Here is a 19,901-nt window from a genome sequence, read left to right as displayed (position 1 = left end):
CCCCCGCTACCCGCCCACCGCCCGGCATCGTCCCAGCTCGGACCCCAAATTCCCCTGCTGGAGTACCTAGTGGACCGAGAAGCCGCCGTCCACGAAGAGAGACTGGCCCGTGACGTACGCGGAGGAGGCGCTCGCGAGGAAGACGGCGGCGCCGGCGAAGTCGTCGGCGAGGCCGTTGCGGCCGACCATGGTGCGGGCGGCGAGGGCGGCGACCTTGTCGGGGTCGGCGGAGAGGCGGCGGTTGAGGGCGGTCATCACGAAGCCGGGGACCAGGGTGTTGGCGGTGACGCCGTACGCGGACCAGGCCTCGGCCTGGGAGCGGGCGAGGGATTCGAGGGCGCCCTTGGAGACCCCGTACGCGCCGCTCTGGACGAAGGCGCGGTGCGCCTGCTGGGAGGTGATGTGGATGATCCGGCCGAAGCCGCGCTCGGCCATGCCGGGGCCGAAGCGCTGACCGAGGAGGAAGGGGGCCTCCAGGTTCACGGTCATCGTGGTGTCCCAGACCTCCTCGCCCAGCTCGCCGAAGGGCGGGCGGAGGTTGATGCCGGCGGAGTTGACGAGGATGTCCGGCTCCCCGAAGACCGCCGCGGCCGCCTCCGCCCCGGCCTTGATCCCCTCGCGGGTGCTCAGGTCGGCGCTCACCCAGTCCGCCCGACAGCCGTCGGCCGTCAACTCGTCCACGGTGGCGGCGAGTTCCGCCTCCTTGCGGGCCACGATCACGACGCTCGCCCCGGCGCGGGCCAGGGCGCCGGCGATGGCCCGGCCGATGCCGGAACTGCCACCGGTGACGAGGGCGGTGCGCCCTTCGAGGGAGAACAGCCCGGAGAGATAGCCGCCGGGGGTGGTGTCCATGGTGTCGCTCCTCGTGTCGTACGGCCCCGGCCCGTCCGCGTGCGGTGGAGGGCGGGTACACGCATCTTGGCACACGGCCGCCCGCCGCCCACCCGTGTGATGATCTTCCTTTCGTGAGGTGGATCCGTCGGGGATCCCGGGGGAGGGAACCATGGGAAAGACGGACGCCAACGGCGTCGACCTGTCCGGCGTCACCGGCAGGCTCGTCCAGACGGTCGACCTGGAGAAGGGCCCCGCGCCGCAGGCGATAGCCACCGACACCCGCAACGGGTACGTCTTCGTCCTCCAGATGGAGAGCGGCAGCCAGACGGACACCGAGCAGGGCAACATGCGGCTCAACCGCATCGACCGACTGACCGGCGAGTTCCTCGACTCGATGCAGCTGAAGGGCTTCGGGCACGGCATCTCGATGGGCGTGGAGCCGCAGGGCACCGACACGTACGTCTGGACCGAGGTCGGCCCGCTGCACCTCACCAAGAGGGCCGACGGCACGGTCAAGGCCGCCTTCGGCAAGGCCGTCACGCGGTTCCTTTACAAGAAGGACGCGATCCTCGACGGGAACTCCACGGAGCTGAGGAAGTTCACGCCGCCCGGCAGCACGGCGGGCACCGGGCCGTCGATCGACCCGGTGAACAACCTCCTGTGCGTCATGTACCACCAGAGCGGAAAGCGGCGCTTCACCCGCTACGACCTCGCCGCGGCCGCCGCCGGCAACTGGGTCCCGGTCGGCACCACCTTCGTCATGCGGGACTGCGACGGCCTCCCCGAGACCTGCGTGGACGAGGAGGCGACGCCCGCCGTGCCGTCGCGCTACCCCCTGGAGCCCACGCTCACCTCCCAGGGCTACACCGTCCTCGGCGACGTCCTCTACTGGTACCAGTGGGCGCCGTACCTCTACGACGACGACCCGGCGACGCTCCCCGTCGACGGCTTCCCCGGGGTCGCCTTCCTCACCTCGTACTCGTGGACGACCGGCGAGCGGTTCGACCGGCAGGTCGTCACCAGCGCCGACGGCCTCACCCGGCGCGAGCCCGAGGGCGCCGCCGTCGAGGTCGACCCCGCGACCGGGGAGACCCGACTGCTCTTCGGCTTCAGCAACACCGTGCCCGGCAGCACCACCGCGCGGGACGTCACGATCAGCTGGTACCCGACGAAGCCCGCCGTCGACGGAGTCAAGGTCCTCGCCGACTGGGAGGACCTCACCCTCGCGCCCGGCGTCTCGCCCGGCACCCAGCCCCCGCGCGGACGCCTCATCGCCCTCGCCGGCACCACCTACCTCCAGCTCCGCGGCACCCTCACCTGTGACGCCCCCGGCCTCACCGCCGACAGCGGGATCGCGACCCTGCCCCACCGGCTCCGCCCCACCCACCGCACGCGCGCGAACGTGCCCCGCAACAACAACACCGGACGCTGCGTGTGCCGCATCGAGGCCGACATCACCGGCGAGCTCCGGGCGTACGGCGCCTACAGCGACAACCCCATCACCTGGATCGACCTCGACGGCGTCTCCGTCGCCTGGCGATGAGCCCCCGCCCCACCGCCGCCCCCGCGCCCCCGTCCGCCCGCCCCACCCGACCCGGAGAACCGACCATGACCCAGCACACGACCAGCCGCCGCTCCCTGCTCGCCGCCGCCCTGACCACCCCCGCCGTCGCCGTCGCCGCCCCCCTGCTCTCCGCCACCCCGGCCGCCGCCGTGGACCCCGCGGAGGGCTGCCAGATCGTCGTCGACTGGAAGCCGATCACCCTCAAGACGGGCGTCCAGAACGACCCCCTCGCACCGGCCGAGGCCCGCGTGATCCGCCTCGCGGGCACCGAGTTCCTCCAACTGCGCGGCCTCGTCACCTGCGCCTTCGAAGCCGACAGCCCCCTCGGTACGCTCCCCGACGAGATCCGCCCCACCAAGCTCACCCGCGGCGTCTGCCCCCGCAACAACAGCCAGGGCATCAACGCCCTCCGCGTCGAAGCCAACACGACCGGCCTCGTCAACGTCCTCGGCCCCCAGCCGACCAACAAGGTCACCTGGATCCAGCTCGACAACTTCTCGTCCGTCCTGCGCTGACCCCCGACGGCGACCGGGTGGGTTCCTCGATCAGCCCCCGGCGCGTCGCGTGCGAGCCGGGGGCCGACGGGGTTCTTCGCGTCGCGGACGTGGATGGTGAAGGGGCAGATGGCGACTTCGAGGCGTTCGGCCCGCACGCGGTGGGAGTGCGGGCCGAACGGTGTCGTTCAGGTGGTGCTACGGCGCCGGGGCGTACCCCGCCGGTCGGGTGGTGAACGTGCCGCGGCCCTGGGTGCGGCCGCGGAGGCGGGACGCGTAGCCGAAGAGTTCGGCGAGCGGGACCGTGGCGGAGACCACGGCCGCGCCGGAGCGGGTCGTGGAGTCCGTGACCCGGCCGCGGCGGGCCGCGAGGTCGCCGAGGACGGAGCCGACGGAGTCGGCGGGGACGGTGACCGTGACGTCGGCCACCGGCTCCAGGAGGGTGACGAGGCTCGCGCGGAGCGCCTCGCGGAGGGCGAAGCGGCCGGCCGTGCGGAAGGCCATCTCCGAGGAGTCCTTCGGGTGGGTCGCGCCGTCCGCGAGGGTGACGCGGACGCCGGTGACCGGGTGGCCGCCGAGGGGGCCCTCGGTGAGGGCGTCCCGGCAGCCGGCCTCGACCGCGCGGATGTACTCCTGCGGGACGCGGCCGCCCGTGACGGTGGAGCGGAACTCGAACTCCGTATCGGACTCCAGTGGTTCGACGTCGATGACGACGTGGGCGAACTGGCCCGCGCCGCCGTCCTGTTTGACGTGGCGGTACAGCAGGCCGGTGACGCCCTTCGTCACCGTCTCGCGGTAGGCGACCTGGGGGCGGCCGACCGTGACCTCCAGGCCGCGGTCGCGCCGGAGCTTCTCCACCGCGACCTCCAGGTGGAGTTCGCCGAGGCCGGACAGGACGGTCTGGCCCGTCTCCGGGTCGGACCGCACGACGAGGGAGGGGTCCTCCTCCGTCATGCGGGCGAGGGCGGTCGCGAGACGGCCGGTGTCCGTGCCGCGGCGTGCCTCGACGGCCACCGAGACGACCGGGTCGGCGGTCGAGGGCGGTTCGAGGACGACCGGCGCGTCCGGGGCACAGAGGGTCGCCCCGGCGCGGACCGTCTTCGGCCCGACGACGGCGACGATGTCACCGGCGCGCGCCGCGTCGACCTCGGTCGCCCGGTCGGCCTGGACGCGCAGGATGCGGGCGATCCGCTCCGTACGTCCGGCGGTCGTGTCCAGCACGGTGTCCCCCTTTCCGATCGTGCCCGCGTAGACGCGGACGTAGGTCATGCGGCCGGTGGCGGTCGCGCTCACCTTGAACGCGAGCGCCGTGAACGGGGCCTCCGGGTCCGCCGGGACCTCGCCGCGTACCGGCGGCATGTCCGACGGCGCCGGGAGGTACGCGACGACGGCGTCGAGCAGCGGCTCGACACCCCGGTTGCGGTACGCCGAGCCGCACAGGACGACCACGGCCTCGCCGGAGAGGGTGAGGTCCCGGAGCGCGCCCGTGAGGGTCTCCTCGGTGAGCGCGCCCCGCTCGCAGAACTCCTCCAGGGCGCCGGGATGCAGCTCCGCCACCGTCTCCTCCAAGCGTCGCCTGCGGTGCCGGGCCTCGTCCCGGAGGTCGTCCGGGACCGGCTCGTCCGTGTACGTGTCGGCGCCGTCGGCCCACACGTACGCCCGCATCCTGACGAGGTCCACGACGCCGGTGAAGGCGTCCTCGCGGCCGATGGGGAGCTGGACCGGGAGCGGGACCGCGCCAAGGCGGGTACGGATCGACTCGACGGCGCCGTCCAGCTCCGCGCCCGCGCGGTCGAGCTTGTTGACGAACGCGAGGCGGGGGACGCCGTGCCGGTCTGCCTGTCGCCACACGGTCTCGCTCTGCGGCTCGACGCCCGCGACGGCGTCGAACACGGCGACGGCGCCGTCGAGCACGCGCAGCGAGCGTTCGACCTCGTCGGAGAAGTCGACGTGGCCGGGCGTGTCGATCAGGTTGATCCGGTGGCCCGCCCAGTCGCAGCTGACGGCCGCGGCGAAGATCGTGATGCCCCGGTCCCGCTCCTGCGGGTCGAAGTCGGTGACGGTCGTGCCGTCGTGGACCTCGCCGCGCTTGTGGGTGGCACCGGTGAGGAAGAGGATCCGCTCGGTGACGGTGGTCTTGCCGGCGTCGACGTGGGCCAGGATGCCGAGGTTGCGGATGACGGGAGTGGTGGTACGCACGGTGTCGTGCCTTTCGCTGCTGCGTGGAGAACGGGGCAGCGCGATTCCCGGACGGATCCCCGGAGAACCGGGATCAGTACGTCACGGGTCGGCGATGGCGGGCGCGCAGCCGCCACCGGCCGGCACGAGAGGCGAGGATCACGTCGAAGCGGCGGGCACGGGGAACGGACTGGCGGCAACGCACGGTCGGCTCCCCTCGGTTGACGTGACGGCACGGCCCACCGGTCGGTGCGCCGTGCCGTGAGTGTAGGGAGCGCCGCCGTGCGGGCGACACCGAATTTCGAGGGGTGTTACGCGGCGGGCTGGAGGAGGTCCCAGCGGTTGCCGTACAGGTCCTCGAAGACGGCGACCGAGCCGTACGGCTCGTGGCGCGGCTCCTCCAGGAACTTCACCCCGGCGGCCGTCATCCGGTCGTGGTCGCCGGCGAAGTCCTCGGTGTGCAGGAAGAAGCCGACCCGGCCGCCCGTCTGGCTGCCGACCGAGGCCGCTTCGGCGTCGTTCTTGGCCCGGGCCAGGAGCAGGCCCGCGTTGCCGAGACCGCCGAATCCGGTCGCGCTGCGGGGCCGGACGACGACCCAGCGGCTTCCGTCACCCCGGTCGGTGTCCTCGACCAGCTCGAAGCCGAGGGCGTCGGTGTAGAAGGCGATGGCCTCGTCGTATTCACGGACGACGAGGGTCACAAGTGCGATGGACGGCATTAACCCAACGTAATACGCGGAACCGGCGGGAACCATCCGCGTCGACCCGCGTCACCCCCGGCCGGACCCTCTCCCTATCGAGGGTCGGACCGAGGGTCGGGGGAGGGGCGGGGGAGAGGGTCGTGAGAGGTGTGGCGGAAGGGACGGAGGGAAGCCGAGGGGCCGGTGGAGCGGCTCGGGGGTCCTGCCGGGCGTACGGCCGAGCGGCTGGGGGGCGCGGACCGGAGTGCTGCCGCCCGAGCGGGCGAGGGGTCGGTGGAGCGGCTCGGGGTCCTGCCGGGCGTACGGCCGAGGGGCTGGGGGAGGCGCGGCCCGGGGGTGTCGCCGCCCCGGCGGCCGGGGCGCGGGGGAGCGGCCCGGGGCACTGCCGGTCGGGCGGTGGCGGTGGGACAATGCCCCGCATGGGCGCACAGGGGTTCGACCGGCTGGTGGCTCGCGCGCGAGCTCTCGCCGAGCCCGGCGGGCGCCGGGTCCTGGGGCTGGCCGGAGCGCCCGGTGCCGGGAAGTCCACACTGGCCGCGCGCCTTGTCGCCCGGCTCGACGGGATCGCCGTCCTCGTGCCGATGGACGGGTTCCACCTGGCGCGGGCGGAGCTCGAGCGGCTCGGCAGGGCGGGCAGGAAGGGCGCGCCCGACACCTTCGACGTCGCCGGGTACACGGCGCTCCTGGCCCGCCTCCGTACGCCGGTCCCCGGGACCACCGTCTACGCTCCCGCCTTCGACCGGACCCTGGAGGAGCCGGTCGCCGGGTCGATCGCGGTGGCCGCTGACGTGCCGCTGGTCGTCACGGAGGGCAACTACCTCCTGTACGACGAGGGCCCCTGGGCGGCCGTCCTGCCGCTCCTGGACGAGGCCTGGTACCTGGAACTGGACGCCGTCCGCCGCGTCCAGCGGCTCGTCGAGCGCCATGTGCGCTTCGGCAAGGACCGGGCCCGCGCCGAGCGCTGGGTCCACGACTCCGACGAGGCCAACGCCCGCCTGGTGGCGCGCGGTCGGGGCCGGGCGCACCTGGTCGTGACGATGCAGTAGCCGGCGGCCGGCGCGTGGACGGTGCCCCGCCCCGTCCCGCGCGTCCCGGGGACGTCCCGGTTCCGCGTCCGGGACGGCGGAGCGCCGTGCGGCGGCTCCGGGCCGTGGAACACTCCTGGCGACATCCCGTCAGGAAAGGATCCTCGTGATCAAGAAGCTCGCCCTCGTCGCCGCCGGTACCGCCCTGCTCGCCGGCGCGGGTCTGTCGACCGCCACGTCCGCCGCCGCGGCGACCAGCCCCATGAACTGCGGAATGTACTCCACCTCGGAGCCGATGCTGGAGTACGGCGACACCGGTCCGTCGGTCAAGGCCCTGCAGTGCGAGCTGAACACCGCCATGACCAACACGCACATCGCCGTGGACGGCATCTTCGGGCAGCAGACCTACGACGCCGTGATCAAGTTCCAGGGCGGCGGCTGTGCCAACACCGGTGTCGACGGCATCGTCGGCCCCAAGACCTGGGCCGCGCTGGACTTCTGGAGCAACTACGGCGGATACGCCTGCTGATCCACGCGTCCCGCCGGCGGCTAACCCGCCGCGTGCGTCGCCGCCGCGACGGCCAGGGCGCGGACGAGCGGGTGGGGGCGGGTGCCGTCGCCGGCGAGTTCCGGCTGGAAGAGGGTGGCGAGGAAGAAGGGGTGCGAGGGCAGTTCGGCGATGCGGACGGCGCCGTCCTCGTCGGTGCCCGTGAAGCGGAGGCCGTGGGCGGTGAGGGTGTCGAGGTGGCGGGTGTCGGGGCCGTAGTCGCAGTGGTAGCGCTCGATGGTGCGCTCCGCGCCGAGGGCCCGTTCGGCGCGGGAGCCGGGGGTGACCCGTACCGGACCCTCGTGGCCGACCAGGGTGCAGGACAGCGGTGCGACGAGCAGGTCGCCCGGGTCGGCCGCCGGATCGTTCTCGGCGTGCGCCGCCCGCTCCAGACCGCAGACGTTCCGGGCGAACTCCAGGAGGACGTGCTGGAAGCCGGCGCAGGTGCCGAGGAAGGGGATGCCGTCCTCGCGGGCGGTGCGGATCGCCGCGAGCGCCCCCGTCTCGCTGGCGTACGGGCTTCCCGGCAGCACCCACACCGCGTCGAAGCCCTTCACCGCGCCGGGCGCCTCCGCGTCGCCGGTCGGGATCCAGTAGGCGTCGAGGACGAGGCCGTCCCGCTCGGCGAGGGCGTCGAGGAGGGCGGGGACGCGGACGTGCGACCTGACGTGCGGGGAACGGTCGCCGACCAGGGCGATGCGGGGCGTGCGGGGGGCGTGGGGAAGCGTGTCGGTGGTCATGGCGACCATGCTCGGCGGCTCCCGTGGTTCACGTCCAACGATGATTCCTGCACTGCGCATTACGAATGCTTATGCCCGGCTCGGTAGGCTGGCCGCATGACGAACGACCAGGACTGGGAGAACCGCGTCACCGCGCTCTGGGAGCGGCTCGACGAACACGAGCCCGCCGCCTTCCGGGCCCGGGTCGCCGAACTCGTCGCCGAACGGCCCGAGGACGACGCCGCCGCCCTCTTCGAGTCGGGCGCGGCCCACGACTCCACCGGCCTGCCCGAGGAAGCGGTCGCGCTCTACCGGCGCGCCCTCGACCAGGGCCTCACCGGACTGCGCCGGCGCCGGGCCGTCATCCAGCTCGCCAGCAGCCTGCGCAACCTCGGCCGGCCCGACCGCAGCGTCGAACTGCTCACCGCCGAACGGGACATCCCCGCCGACCGGCTCGACGCCGACGAAGCCGCCCTCGGCGGAGCCGTCGACGCGTTCCTCGCGCTCGCCCTCGCCGACACCGGCCGCGACCGCGAAGCCGCCTCCCTCGCCCTCGGCGCCCTCGCCCCGCTGCTGCCCCGCTACAACCGCTCCCTCGCCCACTACGCCCGCGCCCTCCTCACCGCCCCCGACGGGTCCTGAGCGCCGCACCCCATGGACCCGCACCTGCTCCGCACGTACGTCACCGTCGCCCGGCTCGCGTCCTTCTCGGAGGCGGCCCGCGCACTCGGCTACACCCAGTCCGCCGTCTCCCAGCACGTCGCCGCACTGGAGAACGACCTCGGGCTGCCGCTCCTCACCCGGCGGCCCGTCGCGCCCACCCCGGCCGGCGAGCGGCTCCTCGAACACGCCACGGCGCTGCTGCTCCGCCTCGACGCGGCCCGCGCCGACCTCGACCGGTTCGCGGCCGCGCCCCGCGCGACCCTGCGCGTCGCCGCCTCCCCGCTCGCCCTGCACCCCCGTACCCTCGCCGCGCTCCCCGCCACCGGCGTCACCCTGCACGGGCTGCCGCGCGAGCGGGTGCCCGCCGCCGTCGCCACCGGAGAGGCCGACGCCGGGCTCGTCGACGGCATCGCCGCGCCCAGCGACCCGCTGCCGCTGCCCGACGTCGCCCCGCTCGCCGCGACCGGCGTCGCCGAGGAACCCCTCGCCGTCGTCCTGCCGGCGAGCCATCCGCTTGCCGGGCGCGCCGGCCTCCGCCTCGACGACCTCGTCGACGCCCGCTGGCTCGACGCCCCCGCCGCCGGCCTCCCGCTCGACCGGCTGCGGGCCGTCCACGGCGGGCCCGCGGGCGGGGGCTTCCGTACCGCCCTGCGCTACGAGGGCACCGACACCCGCACCCTCGCCGCGCTGGCCGCCGCCGGCCACGGCCTCGCACTGCTGCCCCTGCCCGTGGCCGGCGGGGTCCCCGGCGCCGCAGCCGTCCCGCTCGTCGCCCCCCGCCTCGTGCACCGCACCGAACTCCTGCTCCCGGCCGGCGAGCGGCGCGAAGCGGCCGGACCCGTGGCCGAGTTCACCCGACGGCTCAAGAGCTGACACCCGCAGTCGCTACCCTGTGCGCAACGGCGACGGAAGGCGGGCAGGCGTGGGGTGGCTGCGACGAGGACCCAGGCGGGACGGCGACGACGCACCGAGGGACCCCGAGTTCGCCTACTTCTCCCAGCGCGAGGCGGCGGTCTTCCGCGGCCGGGTCCGTGAGACGTTCGCCGAACTCGGCCTGGAGGTCACCGTCTTCGCCGACCACGTCGTCGACGACAAGGGGCGGCGGTTCGGGCTCGGGAACCTCGCCGCCGTCTGCCACCAGGACCGCCGCGGCCCCCGCGTCTGGCCCGGCATGATCCACCGGCACATCGGCCTCGTCGTCCGCGCCATGGACGGTCCCTCCGCCCTCGACACCCTGCCGCCCGAGCAGATCCGCGCCCAGCTCTACCCCCGGGTCGTCAGCGGCGACGGCATCGACGCCGCCGCCTTCGGCTACGCCAGGACCGTCGCCCCCGGACTGTACGAGATCCTCGCGCTCGACCTCCCGGAGAGCGTCATGATGCTCACCGACGACGCCCTCGAACGGCTCGGCGACCACGCCCAGCTCCGCGACCGGGCCCTGCGGAACCTGCGCGGGCTGCCCGTCGAGGAGCACGAGACCGTCCGCGACGCCGACGGCATGTGCTTCGAGATCATCCTCGGCGACTCCTTCTACACCGCGAGCCGCGTCCTCGACCTCGACGGCGTGGTCCGCCGCGTCACCGGCGTGCCGCTCGGCGAGCACGGCGCCCTCGTCGCCCTGCCCTTCCGGCACCAGCTCGCCTTCCACCCCATCCGCGACACCTCGATCATCCCGGCCCTCGGCGCGATGGCCTCGTTCGCCGCCTCCGGATACGAGGACGTGCCCGGCGCCATCAGCCCGTACGTCTTCTGGTGGCGCGACGGCACGCTCACCCAGCTCAGCGAGCACGACGAGGAAGAGGGCGACCTGCGGATCGTCGTCGGCGACGACTTCCACGACCTCCTGGAACGGCTCATCGCCCAGGGCCCGGACCGCCGCTGATCCCGGTCGCGGGCCGCGCCGGCGCCCGGCAGGATGCTGTACGACGCATCGGACGAGGACGCCGAGGAGAAGCACCCATGCCGAGCAGCCACGCCACCGAAGAGGTCGTGCCCTTCACCGCGGACGACTACCGGGCGCGGATGGCCCGGGCCGCCGAGTCCGCCGCCGACGCCGGGCTCGCCGGAGTGCTCGTCGCCCCCGGACCCGACCTGGTGTACCTCACCGGCTACCAGCCCACCGCGATCACCGAACGGCTCACCGTCCTCGTCCTCGCCGCCGGACGGGAACCGGTCCTCGTCGTCCCCACCCTGGAGGCACCCGACGCGGAGCGGGCCACCGGAGCCGGCGCGCTCACCCTGCGCGACTGGACCGACGGCAAGGACCCCTACGCCGTCACCGCCCCGCTCCTCGACGCCGACGGCCGCTTCGGCGTCAGCGACAACGCCTGGGCCATGCACCTCCTCGGCCTCCAGCAGGCCCTGCCCGGCACCTCGTACGTCTCCCTCACCGAGGCCCTGCCGATGCTCCGCGGCGTCAAGGACGCGCACGAGCTGGCCCGGATCGCCGCCGCGGGGGCCGCCGCCGACCAGGCGTACGGCGAGATCCTCAAGGTCCGCTTCGCCGGCCGCAAGGAGACCGACGTCGCCGCCGACCTCGCCGCGCTCCTCATGCGCTTCGGCCACTCCCAGGTCGACTTCACCGTCGTCGGCTCGGGCCCCAACGGCGCCAACCCGCACCACGAGGCCGGCGACCGCGTCATCGAGCGCGGCGACATGGTCGTCCTCGACTTCGGCGGCCTCAAGCACGGCTACGGCTCCGACACCACCCGCACCGTCCACGTCGGCGAGCCCACCGACGAGGAGCAGCGCGTCCACGACCTCGTCCGCGAGGCCCAACAGGCCGGCTTCGAGGCGGTCCGCCCCGGGGTCGCCTGCCAGGACGTCGACCGCGCAGCCCGCAAGGTCATCACCGACGCCGGCTACGGCGAGTACTTCATCCACCGCACCGGCCACGGCATCGGCGTCACCACCCACGAACCGCCGTACATGATCGAGGGCGAGGAACTCCCCATCGTCCCCGGCATGTGCTTCTCCATCGAACCCGGCGTCTACCTCCCCGGCCGCTTCGGCGTCCGCATCGAGGACATCGTCACCGCGACGGACGACGGCGCGGGCCACCGCTTCAACAACACCCCGCACGAGATGGCCCTCGTCGAATAGCCCCTACCGGGCCGGGGCCCCGCGACCAGCGCGGCGACCCGCCCCGGGCGGTCAGCCGTCCGTCAGGACGATCGCGGACTCGCCGGGGAGGTGGAGGACTCCGTCCGCGTCAGGGCCTTCGGCCGGGTCCCAGGAGGCGAGGACGCGGTCGCGGCCGTTGGTGCCGAGGGGGATGACGGCGGGCTCGGGGCCGAGGTTGACGGCCACGCGCAGGTCGCCGCGGCGGAAGACGAGCCAGCGGGCCTGCTCGTCGTAGGCGACCTTGATGCCCGACAGGTCGGGATCGGTGAGGTCGGGAAGGGTGCGGCGGAGCGCGATGAGCTGGCGGTGCCAGGTGAGGAGACGGTTGTGGGGGTCGCGCTCGCGTTCGGCGCGGTCGAGGACCGAGCGGTCGCGGGACGTCGGCGACTGCGGGTCGGGGACGTCGGCGGCGGCCCAGCCGTGCGCCGCGAACTCCCGCCGCCTGCCCTGGCGTACGGCCTCCGCGAGCTCCGGGTCGGTGTGGTCGGTGAAGTACAGCCAGGGCGTCGACGCGCCCCACTCCTCGCCCATGAACAGCATGGGCACGGACGGGCCGGTGAGCACGAGGGTCGCCGCGCAGGCGAGCAGGCCGGGGGAGAGGGACGCCGAAAGGCGGTCGCCGAGGGCCCGGTTGCCGATCTGGTCGTGGGTCTGCGCGTAGCCGAGGAAGCGGTGGGCGGGGGTCCGCTCACGGTCCACCGGCCGGCCGTGGTGGCGGCCCCGGAACGAGGAGTACGAGCCGTCGTGGAAGAACACATGGGTGAGCGTCTTCGCGAGCGCCGCCAGCGGCGTCCGGGCGAAGTCGCCGTAGTAGCCCTGGGACTCGCCGGTGAGGGCGGTGTGCAGCGCGTGGTGGAAGTCGTCGTTCCACTGCGCGTGGACGCCGAGGCCGCCGAGTGTGCGCGGAGTCGTCGTACGCGGGTCCGCGAGGTCGGACTCGGCGATCAGGAAGTGCTGGCGGCCCTGCTCCTTCGCCAACTCGTCGACGGCGGCCGACAGTTCCTCCAGGAAGGTGAGCGCACGGGTGTCCGCGAGCGCGTGCACCGCGTCGAGCCGCAGCCCGTCGATCCGGTAGTCCCGCAGCCAGGCGAGCGCGCTGCCGAGGAAGTACGCCCGCACCTCGTCCGAGCCCGGCGCGTCCAGGTTCACCGCCGCGCCCCACGGCGTGTGGTGGGTCTCCGTGAAGTACGGCCCGAAGGAAGGGAGGTGGTTGCCGGAAGGGCCCAGGTGGTTGTGCACGACGTCGAGCACCACCCCCATGCCGAGCCCGTGCGCCGCGTCCACGAACCGCTTCAGCGCCTCGGGGCCGCCGTACGGCTCGTGCACCGCCCACGGCGCCACCCCGTCGTACCCCCAGCCCCGCACCCCGGGGAACGGGCACAGCGGCATCAGCTCCACATGGGTGATGCCGAGGCCCGCCAGTTCCCCGAGCCGCGCGGCCGCCGCGTCCAGGGTCCCCTCGGGGGTGAAGGTGCCGACGTGCAGCTCGTACAGGACGGCGCTGCGCAGCCGCAGGCGCGGAGACTCGTTGCGCCAGGAGTACGCGGAGTGGTCCACGACCGCGCTCAGGCCGTCGGGCCCGTCGGGGAGCCGGCGCGAGCGCGGGTCGGGCAGGACGGACCGGTGGTCGAGGGCGTAGCCGTACCGGTCGCCGTCCTCGGCGGGCACGACGCCGGACCACCAGCCGTCCCGTCGGGGGTCCCGCTCCAGGAGATGGTCGGTGCCGTTCAGTGCCAGCACCACCCGGTCACGGGCGCTCGGCGCCCACACCTCGAAGAGCACGGGAATCCCCTCGTCGACGGACCAGCCACTCAGCGTATGACTGCCGCGTCCATCCTGGCAGTCAGGACCCCGACGCGCCCGGCACGTCCCACACGTAGTTGATCGCGCGCTCGAACGTGGCATAGCCCGACCGGGCGAACGCCGCCGCCATCGGCACGTTTCCGAGATCGGTCGCCGCCCGGATGCGGGGCACGCCGACGGCCGCCAGGACGCGGGTCCCCTCCGCCAGGATCTCGTCGATGTGGCCGTGGCCGCGGTGCGCGGGCAGCACGCCGATGTACGCGATCGTGTGGTTGTAGTTGTTGCGCGCCGGGACGACGAAGCCGACGGGCTCGCCGCTCTCCGGGGCCAGGGCCACCCGCCACCACGCCCGGGGCGAGGAGTACTGCGCGAGCTCCTCGTCGTAGTGCAGCTCCGCCGCCTCCCGCGCCGACAGGCCCGACGCCAGATCGGCCTTCCCGTGCGCGTCGAGCGTGCCCTCCAGTACCGGCGTCATGAGGGCCACCAGGTCCTCGCGGTCCCGTACCGGACGGAACTCCAGGCGGCCCGTCGGCTCCGGTACGGGCGTGCCGGGCAGCCACTCCAGGCGCAGCCGCTCGACCAGCGGGCGGGCCCCCGTCCGCTCCAGGACGCCGAACACCGACTCCAGGACGGAGCGGGTCTCCGGCACGTCACGCCAGTCCGCCGGCATGTACCGCTCGAACTCCGGCCACCGCGCGCCGGCCGGTATCACGGCGGCCGTGGCGGTCTCCAGGAGCCGCAGGCCGACCTCGACGCGTTCCTCCGGCGGAAGCCCCGGGTCGAGGTCCAGGAAGTCGAGCGCCTGCGGTGCGGAACCCGCCGCCTTCGCCCACCACGAGAGCCGGCCCAGGAGCCGGTCGCCGTCGAGCGCGACCCACATCCACTCCGGCAGCCGGCGCCCGACCGCGAGGTCGTCGGCGAGCTCGTGGTCGAGGGAGTAGGAGAGCCGCAGGAACAGGTCGAGCTCCTCCGGCCCGGCGAGCGGACGGATGACGAGGTCGCGCGCGGCCGGGGATGCGGACGCGGCCGCAGCCGAGGAATCGGAGGCGGAGGCAGCCGAGGAAGCGGACTCGGAAACCGCTGCGGAGGCGGACTCGGACGCGGACGAGGAAGCGGACGAGGAAGCGGACGAAGAAGACGTGGTCACGTCGGGTTTTCCCCCTGGGGATCCGTGGTGTGGAGACAGCGGACCGTAGCAGCGAACAGGGGGCGACCGGTACGGATATTCGCTGGCCAGGGCCGCTTCTGGACACTGCGGCACCGGCGGACGGACAATCACGTGTGTGACGACCCCTTTCGAGCTTCCGGCGAACTCCCCTCGGCTGACCGACGCCGAGCGGGACCGTGCGCTGGTGCTGCTCCGGGAGGGCGCCGCGCAGGGCCGCATCTCGCACGACACCTTCGTCTTCCGGATGGAGCGCGCGCTCCAGGCCCGCAGGTCCGACGAACTCCAGCTGCTCACCGCCGACCTGCGGACCGAGGGGACCTGGACCAAGCGGGTGGTGGGCGCGGTCGAGCGGATGTCGGCGTTCACGGCCCGCCTCGGGCGCGCCTGGCACGCGGAGCGGCTGCCGAAGCTCCTGATGCCCCGTCCCGGCCCGCACCCCCTGCGGATCGGGCGCGACCCGGTGAACGGGCTGCGGCTCAGCCATGAGACCGCGTCCCGGCTGCACGCCGAACTCTCCCTCCAGGGCGGGATGTGGGTGCTGCGCGACCTCGGCTCCACGAACGGCACCACCGTCAACGGGCGCCGGGTCACCGGCGCCGTGGTCGTCCGGCCGGGCGACGTGGTCGGCTTCGGCCAGATGTCGTTCCGCCTGTCCCACGACTGAACCGGCCCCGAGCCCGAACCGGGCCCCCGCCGGACCCGGCCCCCCGGCCCCCGGACCTGATCCGGGCCCCGACCCGAGCGCGACCCCGACCCCGACCCCGTTCACCCATTCACCCGTTCGGCCGTACGCGGCGGGCGGCCCGGCCCGTCCGGTGGTGGTCTTGGGGGACGCGCGCCACCTTCTCCGGCCGCGGCACCCACCGCCGATCGACAGGGGGCGCGATGAGCGACGAGCCGAACCGGGGCATAGGGAACGACCTGCCGGAACGGGCGGGTGACCCGTGGACGCGCCGGTCCGAGGCGTCGGGCGACCCGTGGACCCGGCTTCCGCCGATGGCGCCGGCGGCGCCGTCGACCGCCGGACCCGTAGCGGCGCCCGGCGTGCCCCGGACCGGCGCTGCGCCCCGTACCGCCGCCGGCTCCGCGCCGGGCCGGGTGCGGACCGTGGCCGACCCGACGGCGGGCTGGCCCGCGGGGCCGACCGGGCGGACCGTCGCGCCGAGCCCCCTCGACCCGGGCGCCTCGCGTGACCCGTACGCGATCCACCGCACCCTGCGCGAGGACTTCCCGCTCACGTACGACCCGCTGCTGAGGGCCTGGGTCCTCAGCCGGTACGCGGACGTCGCCGCCGCCCTCACCGACAGCCGCTTCACGCACGGGCACCGGCCGGGGGACCCGCCCTGCGACGAGGCGCACGTCGACATCGGGGTCAACGCGCTGGGCGCCGTCGCGGAACGCACCGCGTACGTCCTCGCCCGCCGGATCGCCGAACGCCAACAGGCGGATCTGGTGGCCGACTTCTGCCACTGGCTGCCCGCCGGCACCGTCGCCGCCGCCATCGGTGTGCCGTACCGGGACATGATGCGGCTGGTGCGCGGCCGGGCGGCCGGAGCGCTCGCGGGGGAGTGCGGCGGGCAGATCGCCGTACGGGAGAAGGCGCTCGCGTCCTTCCTCGCCAACGTCCTCACCGACCCCGACCTGGTGGCCGCGCTCCGCGACGCCCCCGCCGGGCTCGTGGCCCGCGCCTGGACGGAGTCGCTGCGCCGCGACCCGCCGGTGCAGATCGCCATGCGCCGGACCCGCGAGGAGGTCGGGGTGAGCGGCGGTACGGTCCCGGCGGGCGCGTCCGTCGCCCTGCTGATCGGCTCGGCGGGCAGGGATCCGGAGCGCTTCCGCGAGCCGGACCGCTTCGATCCGTTCCGTGACGACCCCGACCAGCTCACCTACGGCAGTGGCCGCTGCCCGGCCGTCCTCCTCGCCGGTCTCGAAGCCGAGTTCGCCCTGCGCGCCCTCTTCGAGGCGATGCCGAGGCTGCGCCTCGCCGACGGCTTCCGGCCCGTCTTCGCCGGCCTCATCACCCGTGCCCCGCGCAGCCTGATCGTCCGTCCGGGCGGCTGAGGCGGGTCCCGGGTGGGGGGCGGGAGGCCCCCGCGACCGCTGTTAGGGTGACGTGCGCTCGTCAAAGAGCGCTTTTGCGCCACCACTTCCAACGGGGATCCACACATGAAGCTTCGTCATGTCCGCGCCATCGCTGTGTTCGGTATCGCGGTCGTCGCCCTGACCGGTGCCCGCGGCTCGCACGGCGGCAGCTGCGGCGGCAGCAGCTCGGGCGGCGGCTCGCACAGCAACGGCAACCACAGCGACGACGACGGCACCTCCGGCACCTCCGGCGGCTCCGTGCCCGGCGGCTCCAGCAGCGCCAGGAAGGCCGAGCGCGACGTCACCATCAACGAGTGCACGTACGACGCCGCGTCCAAGAACCTCGTCGCCCGGATCACCGTGAACAACGACGGCGTGCTCGACTACGACTACAGCGTCACCATGAAGTTCACCGGCGGCACCGCGACCCCGGCCTCCGCCACGAAGACCGCCATCGCGGTGGCCGCCGGCGCCTCCGAGAAGGCCGAGCTCACCACCCCGTACACGGGAACCGGCGACGGCTCCGAGTACACCAAGTGCGAGGTCTCGCGAGCCTCCCGCTCCTGACCCTCCGGGGCCGCCCGAAGTCACCGGCGGCGCCTCACCCCGTCCGTACGAGCAGCGCCACCGGACGGTCCGCGAAGAGCTCCGCGAGTTTCAGCTCGGTCGCCGGGCCGCCGATGAACTCCCGTACGCCGTCGAGGAGATCCGCCCATCGGCCCTCCGGGAGCACCAGCTCGGTGTCCTGCCAGCCGCCCGCCTCGGCGAGGCGGAGGGACAGCCGGGTGACGGCCGTCACCACCGCCCCCGAGCGGGCGAAGGCGAGGCAGTGGGACGCCGCCGGGCCGTCGGCCGCCAGCGGGGTGTAGGTGCCGCCCGGGCCGAACACCTCCGGGCGGTCCCGCCGCAGCCGGAGCGCCGCGCGGACCAGCGCCGTCCGGTCGTCGTCCGGGCCGATCGCGAACGGGGCCCGGTTGTCCGGGTCGACGAGGGCGCGGTACTCCCGCTCCGTGTTCTGGTAGAGCTCCGGCACCCCCGGCATCGTCAGCTGGACGAGGGCCGCGCCGAGCGCGTGCGCCTGGATGTGGGGCTCCAGGGCGAAGGCGGCCTCCGAGGCGGCCCGCAGCGGGATCCGGCCGGGGCCGGCCGCGGCGAAGTCGGCGACCGCCCGCTCGTACCCGGCGTCGGGCTCGGTCCAGCTGGTCCGAAGCCCCGCCTCGCGCACGGACTTGAGGATCGCGGGCACGAGCCGGTCCGGGTCCGGGGTGCCGAAGCCGAAGGCCGTCTGCCAGGCCGTCCACGCCACGTGCGGATCCGGCGCGGGCACCTCCGCGACCTCCGCGAGGAGGCCCGCCCACACCCGCGGGCACTGGGCGAGCACCGCGATGGCGGCCCGGACGTCGGCACTGCGTTTCGTGTCGTGCGTGGACAGCACGGTGCCGGCGGCCGGCCAGTCCCGGGCGATCCGCTCGCAGTACGCGTGGAACTCCGCCACCGTCACCGCCGGGCGCCCCGCGTCGCCGCCCACCTCGTTCGCCGACAGCAGCGGGGTGTACCGGTAGAAGGCGGTGTCCTCCACGGACTTGGCCCGCAGCGCCGACGACGTCTGCGCGAACCGGGCCCGGAAGGCCCGGTGTTCGGGTCCGTCGCCGCGCGCGCCGAGCGCCAGGTCCCGTACGACGTCGACCGCCGTCGCCTCCTCCGGCACCGCGAACGCGGCCTTCGCGCCGCGCGCCGCCTCCGGGGTCAGCACCTCCTCGCCGCCGGTCCGGTAGGGCCGGTAGACCGGCACGCGGACGAGGAGTTCGCGGACCGCGGTGGCGAGCGCCCAGGGGGCGTGGTCCCGGAGCGCGGGATCGGCGGCGCAGATCCTGCCCGCGATCCGGGTCAGGGCGGCCGTCTCGGAGGCCAGGTCGTGGGTGACCACCTCGTACGCGGCGCGCCGGGCGGTCGCCTCCCAGCGGCCGCCGCGGTCGGCGGCCTTGCCGACGAACTCCCGGTACACGTCGGCGAGTTCGTCGGCACCGGCTGGGTCGGTGAACACGCCGTCGAGCTGCCGGAGGGCGTCGTACCCGGTGGTGCCGGCGACCGGCCAGGCCGAGGGCAGGGTCTCGGGGCCGGTGAGGATCTTCTCCACCACCGTCCAGCAGCGCCCGCCGGTCGCCGCCGCCAGGTCCTCCAGGTAGCCCTGCGGGTCGGCGAGTCCGTCCGGGTGGTCGATGCGCAGCCCCTCGATCACCCCGTCCGCGACCAGCTCCACGATCTTCGCGTGGGTGTCCGCGAACACCCCGGGGTCCTCGACCCGCACTCCGATGAGCTCCGAGACGGTGAAGAAGCGCCGGTAGTCGAGCTCGGTGCGGGCCAGGCGCCACCAGCCGAGCCGGTACCACTGGGCGTCGAGCAGCTCGTCGAGCGGCAGCCCCTCCGTGCCCGGGCGGAGCGGGAAATCCTGCCCGTCCAGGTGCAGGGACCCGCCGGAGACCCGCAGCCGGTCCCGTACCTCCGGGAGCCGCGCGGGCAGGACCGGGAGCAGCAGCCGGCCGTCTCCGGCCCGCCAGTCGATGTCGAACCAGCGGGCGTACGGCGAGTCGGGCCCGTCGCGGAGCACGGCGCGCAGCGCGTGGTTGTGCCGCGGGGAGGCCGCCATGTGGTTGGGCACGAGGTCCACGACGAGGCCGAGCCCGTGCGCCCGGGCGGTCGCGGCCAGCGCCCGCAGCCCCTCCTCGCCGCCCAGTTCGGCCCGTACGGACCGGTGGTCGGTCACGTCGTAGCCGTGGGTCGAGCCGGGCACCGCCTCCAGGACCGGCGACAGGTGGAGGTGCGAGACCCCGAGCCCGGCGAGGTGCGGCACGGCCCGCTCGGCGGCCGCGAAGGGGAACTCCGGCTGGAGCTGGAGCCGGTAGGTCGCGGTGGGGACGGAGGAGGGGGTGGACGGCGCGGACGGTTCGGGCGGGACCGGGAGAGAGGTCATGCGAACGTACGTACCCCGTCGGAGGGCTT

Annotated in this window: 18 protein-coding genes; 11 read left to right on the top strand and 7 right to left on the bottom strand. The window is 74.4% G+C overall.

From position 1 onward, the window contains the following. Window positions 1-66: 66 nt before the first annotated feature. On the bottom strand, window positions 67-852 hold the full coding sequence (locus MRBLMG1_RS05170; RefSeq protein WP_367821170.1) for an SDR family NAD(P)-dependent oxidoreductase: 786 nt from the start codon (window positions 850-852) through the stop codon (window positions 67-69). A gap of 151 nt (window positions 853-1,003) precedes the next feature. On the opposite strand from MRBLMG1_RS05170, the gene MRBLMG1_RS05165 reads away from it, so the two are divergent. Continuing rightward, window positions 1,004-2,377, top strand: coding sequence for a hypothetical protein (locus tag MRBLMG1_RS05165; RefSeq protein ID WP_367821169.1), 1,374 nt, complete (start codon window positions 1,004-1,006; stop codon window positions 2,375-2,377). A 65-nt stretch (window positions 2,378-2,442) separates the two neighbouring features. After that, window positions 2,443-2,913, top strand: a complete 471-nt coding sequence (locus MRBLMG1_RS05160; RefSeq protein ID WP_367821167.1) for a hypothetical protein — start codon at window positions 2,443-2,445, stop codon at window positions 2,911-2,913. A gap of 177 nt (window positions 2,914-3,090) precedes the next feature. Here the strand turns inward: MRBLMG1_RS05160 and fusA are convergent, their stop codons facing one another. Beyond that, window positions 3,091-5,091 (bottom strand): elongation factor G, encoded by a 2,001-nt coding sequence (fusA, locus tag MRBLMG1_RS05155; RefSeq protein ID WP_367821165.1) that lies wholly within the window; start codon window positions 5,089-5,091, stop codon window positions 3,091-3,093. Window positions 5,092-5,381: 290 nt separating this feature from the next. Continuing rightward, window positions 5,382-5,789 carry a VOC family protein gene (locus MRBLMG1_RS05150; RefSeq protein ID WP_367821164.1) on the bottom strand — a complete coding sequence of 136 codons (408 nt, stop codon included), beginning with the start codon at window positions 5,787-5,789 and terminating at the stop codon, window positions 5,382-5,384. Window positions 5,790-6,181: 392 nt separating this feature from the next. Between MRBLMG1_RS05150 and MRBLMG1_RS05145 the strand changes: the two genes are divergently transcribed. Together MRBLMG1_RS05145 and MRBLMG1_RS05140 are read left to right on the top strand one after the other, a co-directional pair. Beyond that, window positions 6,182-6,817: a nucleoside/nucleotide kinase family protein gene (locus MRBLMG1_RS05145; protein ID WP_414721489.1), complete on the top strand. Its 636-nt coding sequence runs from the start codon at window positions 6,182-6,184 to the stop codon at window positions 6,815-6,817. A gap of 145 nt (window positions 6,818-6,962) precedes the next feature. After that, on the top strand, window positions 6,963-7,325 hold the full coding sequence (locus MRBLMG1_RS05140; RefSeq protein WP_367821160.1) for a peptidoglycan-binding domain-containing protein: 363 nt from the start codon (window positions 6,963-6,965) through the stop codon (window positions 7,323-7,325). 20 nt (window positions 7,326-7,345) lie between these two features. On the opposite strand, the gene MRBLMG1_RS05135 is transcribed toward MRBLMG1_RS05140, so the two are convergent. After that, on the bottom strand, window positions 7,346-8,083 hold the full coding sequence (locus MRBLMG1_RS05135) for a CTP synthase C-terminal region-related (seleno)protein (RefSeq protein WP_367821158.1): 738 nt from the start codon (window positions 8,081-8,083) through the stop codon (window positions 7,346-7,348). 96 nt (window positions 8,084-8,179) lie between these two features. Here MRBLMG1_RS05135 and MRBLMG1_RS05130 point away from each other — a divergent pair, with 96 nt between their 5' ends. The 4 genes from MRBLMG1_RS05130 to MRBLMG1_RS05115 all read left to right on the top strand — a co-directional run bounded on the left by MRBLMG1_RS05130 (window position 8,180) and on the right by MRBLMG1_RS05115 (window position 11,827). Next, window positions 8,180-8,704: a tetratricopeptide repeat protein gene (locus tag MRBLMG1_RS05130; protein ID WP_367821156.1), complete on the top strand. Its 525-nt coding sequence runs from the start codon at window positions 8,180-8,182 to the stop codon at window positions 8,702-8,704. A 12-nt stretch (window positions 8,705-8,716) separates the two neighbouring features. Continuing rightward, on the top strand, window positions 8,717-9,598 hold the full coding sequence (locus tag MRBLMG1_RS05125) for a LysR family transcriptional regulator (RefSeq protein ID WP_367821154.1): 882 nt from the start codon (window positions 8,717-8,719) through the stop codon (window positions 9,596-9,598). Window positions 9,599-9,647: 49 nt separating this feature from the next. Next, window positions 9,648-10,607, top strand: a complete 960-nt coding sequence (locus tag MRBLMG1_RS05120; protein WP_367821152.1) for a hypothetical protein — start codon at window positions 9,648-9,650, stop codon at window positions 10,605-10,607. 77 nt (window positions 10,608-10,684) lie between these two features. Further along, complete coding sequence (locus tag MRBLMG1_RS05115) at window positions 10,685-11,827, top strand: aminopeptidase P family protein (protein WP_367821151.1); 1,143 nt, start codon at window positions 10,685-10,687, stop codon at window positions 11,825-11,827. A gap of 51 nt (window positions 11,828-11,878) precedes the next feature. Here MRBLMG1_RS05115 and treZ read toward each other — a convergent pair whose 3' ends face one another. Continuing rightward, entirely contained in the window at window positions 11,879-13,630 is a 1,752-nt protein-coding gene (gene treZ, locus MRBLMG1_RS05110; RefSeq protein WP_367821149.1) for a malto-oligosyltrehalose trehalohydrolase, read from the bottom strand. Window positions 13,631-13,691: 61 nt separating this feature from the next. Continuing rightward, window positions 13,692-14,642, bottom strand: coding sequence for a GNAT family N-acetyltransferase (locus MRBLMG1_RS05105; RefSeq protein WP_367821328.1), 951 nt, complete (start codon window positions 14,640-14,642; stop codon window positions 13,692-13,694). A gap of 292 nt (window positions 14,643-14,934) precedes the next feature. Between MRBLMG1_RS05105 and MRBLMG1_RS05100 the strand changes: the two genes are divergently transcribed. The 3 genes from MRBLMG1_RS05100 (at window position 14,935) to MRBLMG1_RS05090 (ending at window position 17,468) form a co-directional block, all read left to right on the top strand. Continuing rightward, window positions 14,935-15,483 (top strand): FHA domain-containing protein, encoded by a 549-nt coding sequence (locus MRBLMG1_RS05100; protein WP_367821147.1) that lies wholly within the window; start codon window positions 14,935-14,937, stop codon window positions 15,481-15,483. Between the two features lie 221 nt (window positions 15,484-15,704). Continuing rightward, complete coding sequence (locus MRBLMG1_RS05095; protein ID WP_367821145.1) at window positions 15,705-16,880, top strand: cytochrome P450; 1,176 nt, start codon at window positions 15,705-15,707, stop codon at window positions 16,878-16,880. Between the two features lie 105 nt (window positions 16,881-16,985). Further along, window positions 16,986-17,468: a hypothetical protein gene (locus tag MRBLMG1_RS05090; protein ID WP_367821143.1), complete on the top strand. Its 483-nt coding sequence runs from the start codon at window positions 16,986-16,988 to the stop codon at window positions 17,466-17,468. Between the two features lie 34 nt (window positions 17,469-17,502). Here the strand turns inward: MRBLMG1_RS05090 and treY are convergent, their stop codons facing one another. Then, window positions 17,503-19,872 (bottom strand): malto-oligosyltrehalose synthase, encoded by a 2,370-nt coding sequence (treY, locus tag MRBLMG1_RS05085; protein ID WP_367821142.1) that lies wholly within the window; start codon window positions 19,870-19,872, stop codon window positions 17,503-17,505. Window positions 19,873-19,901: the final 29 nt, after the last annotated feature.

The sequence above is a fragment of the Streptomyces sp. LMG1-1-1.1 genome (assembly GCF_040815545.1).
GTDB lineage: Bacteria > Actinomycetota > Actinomycetes > Streptomycetales > Streptomycetaceae > Streptomyces.
This window is presented reverse-complemented; position numbering and strand designations above follow the sequence as displayed.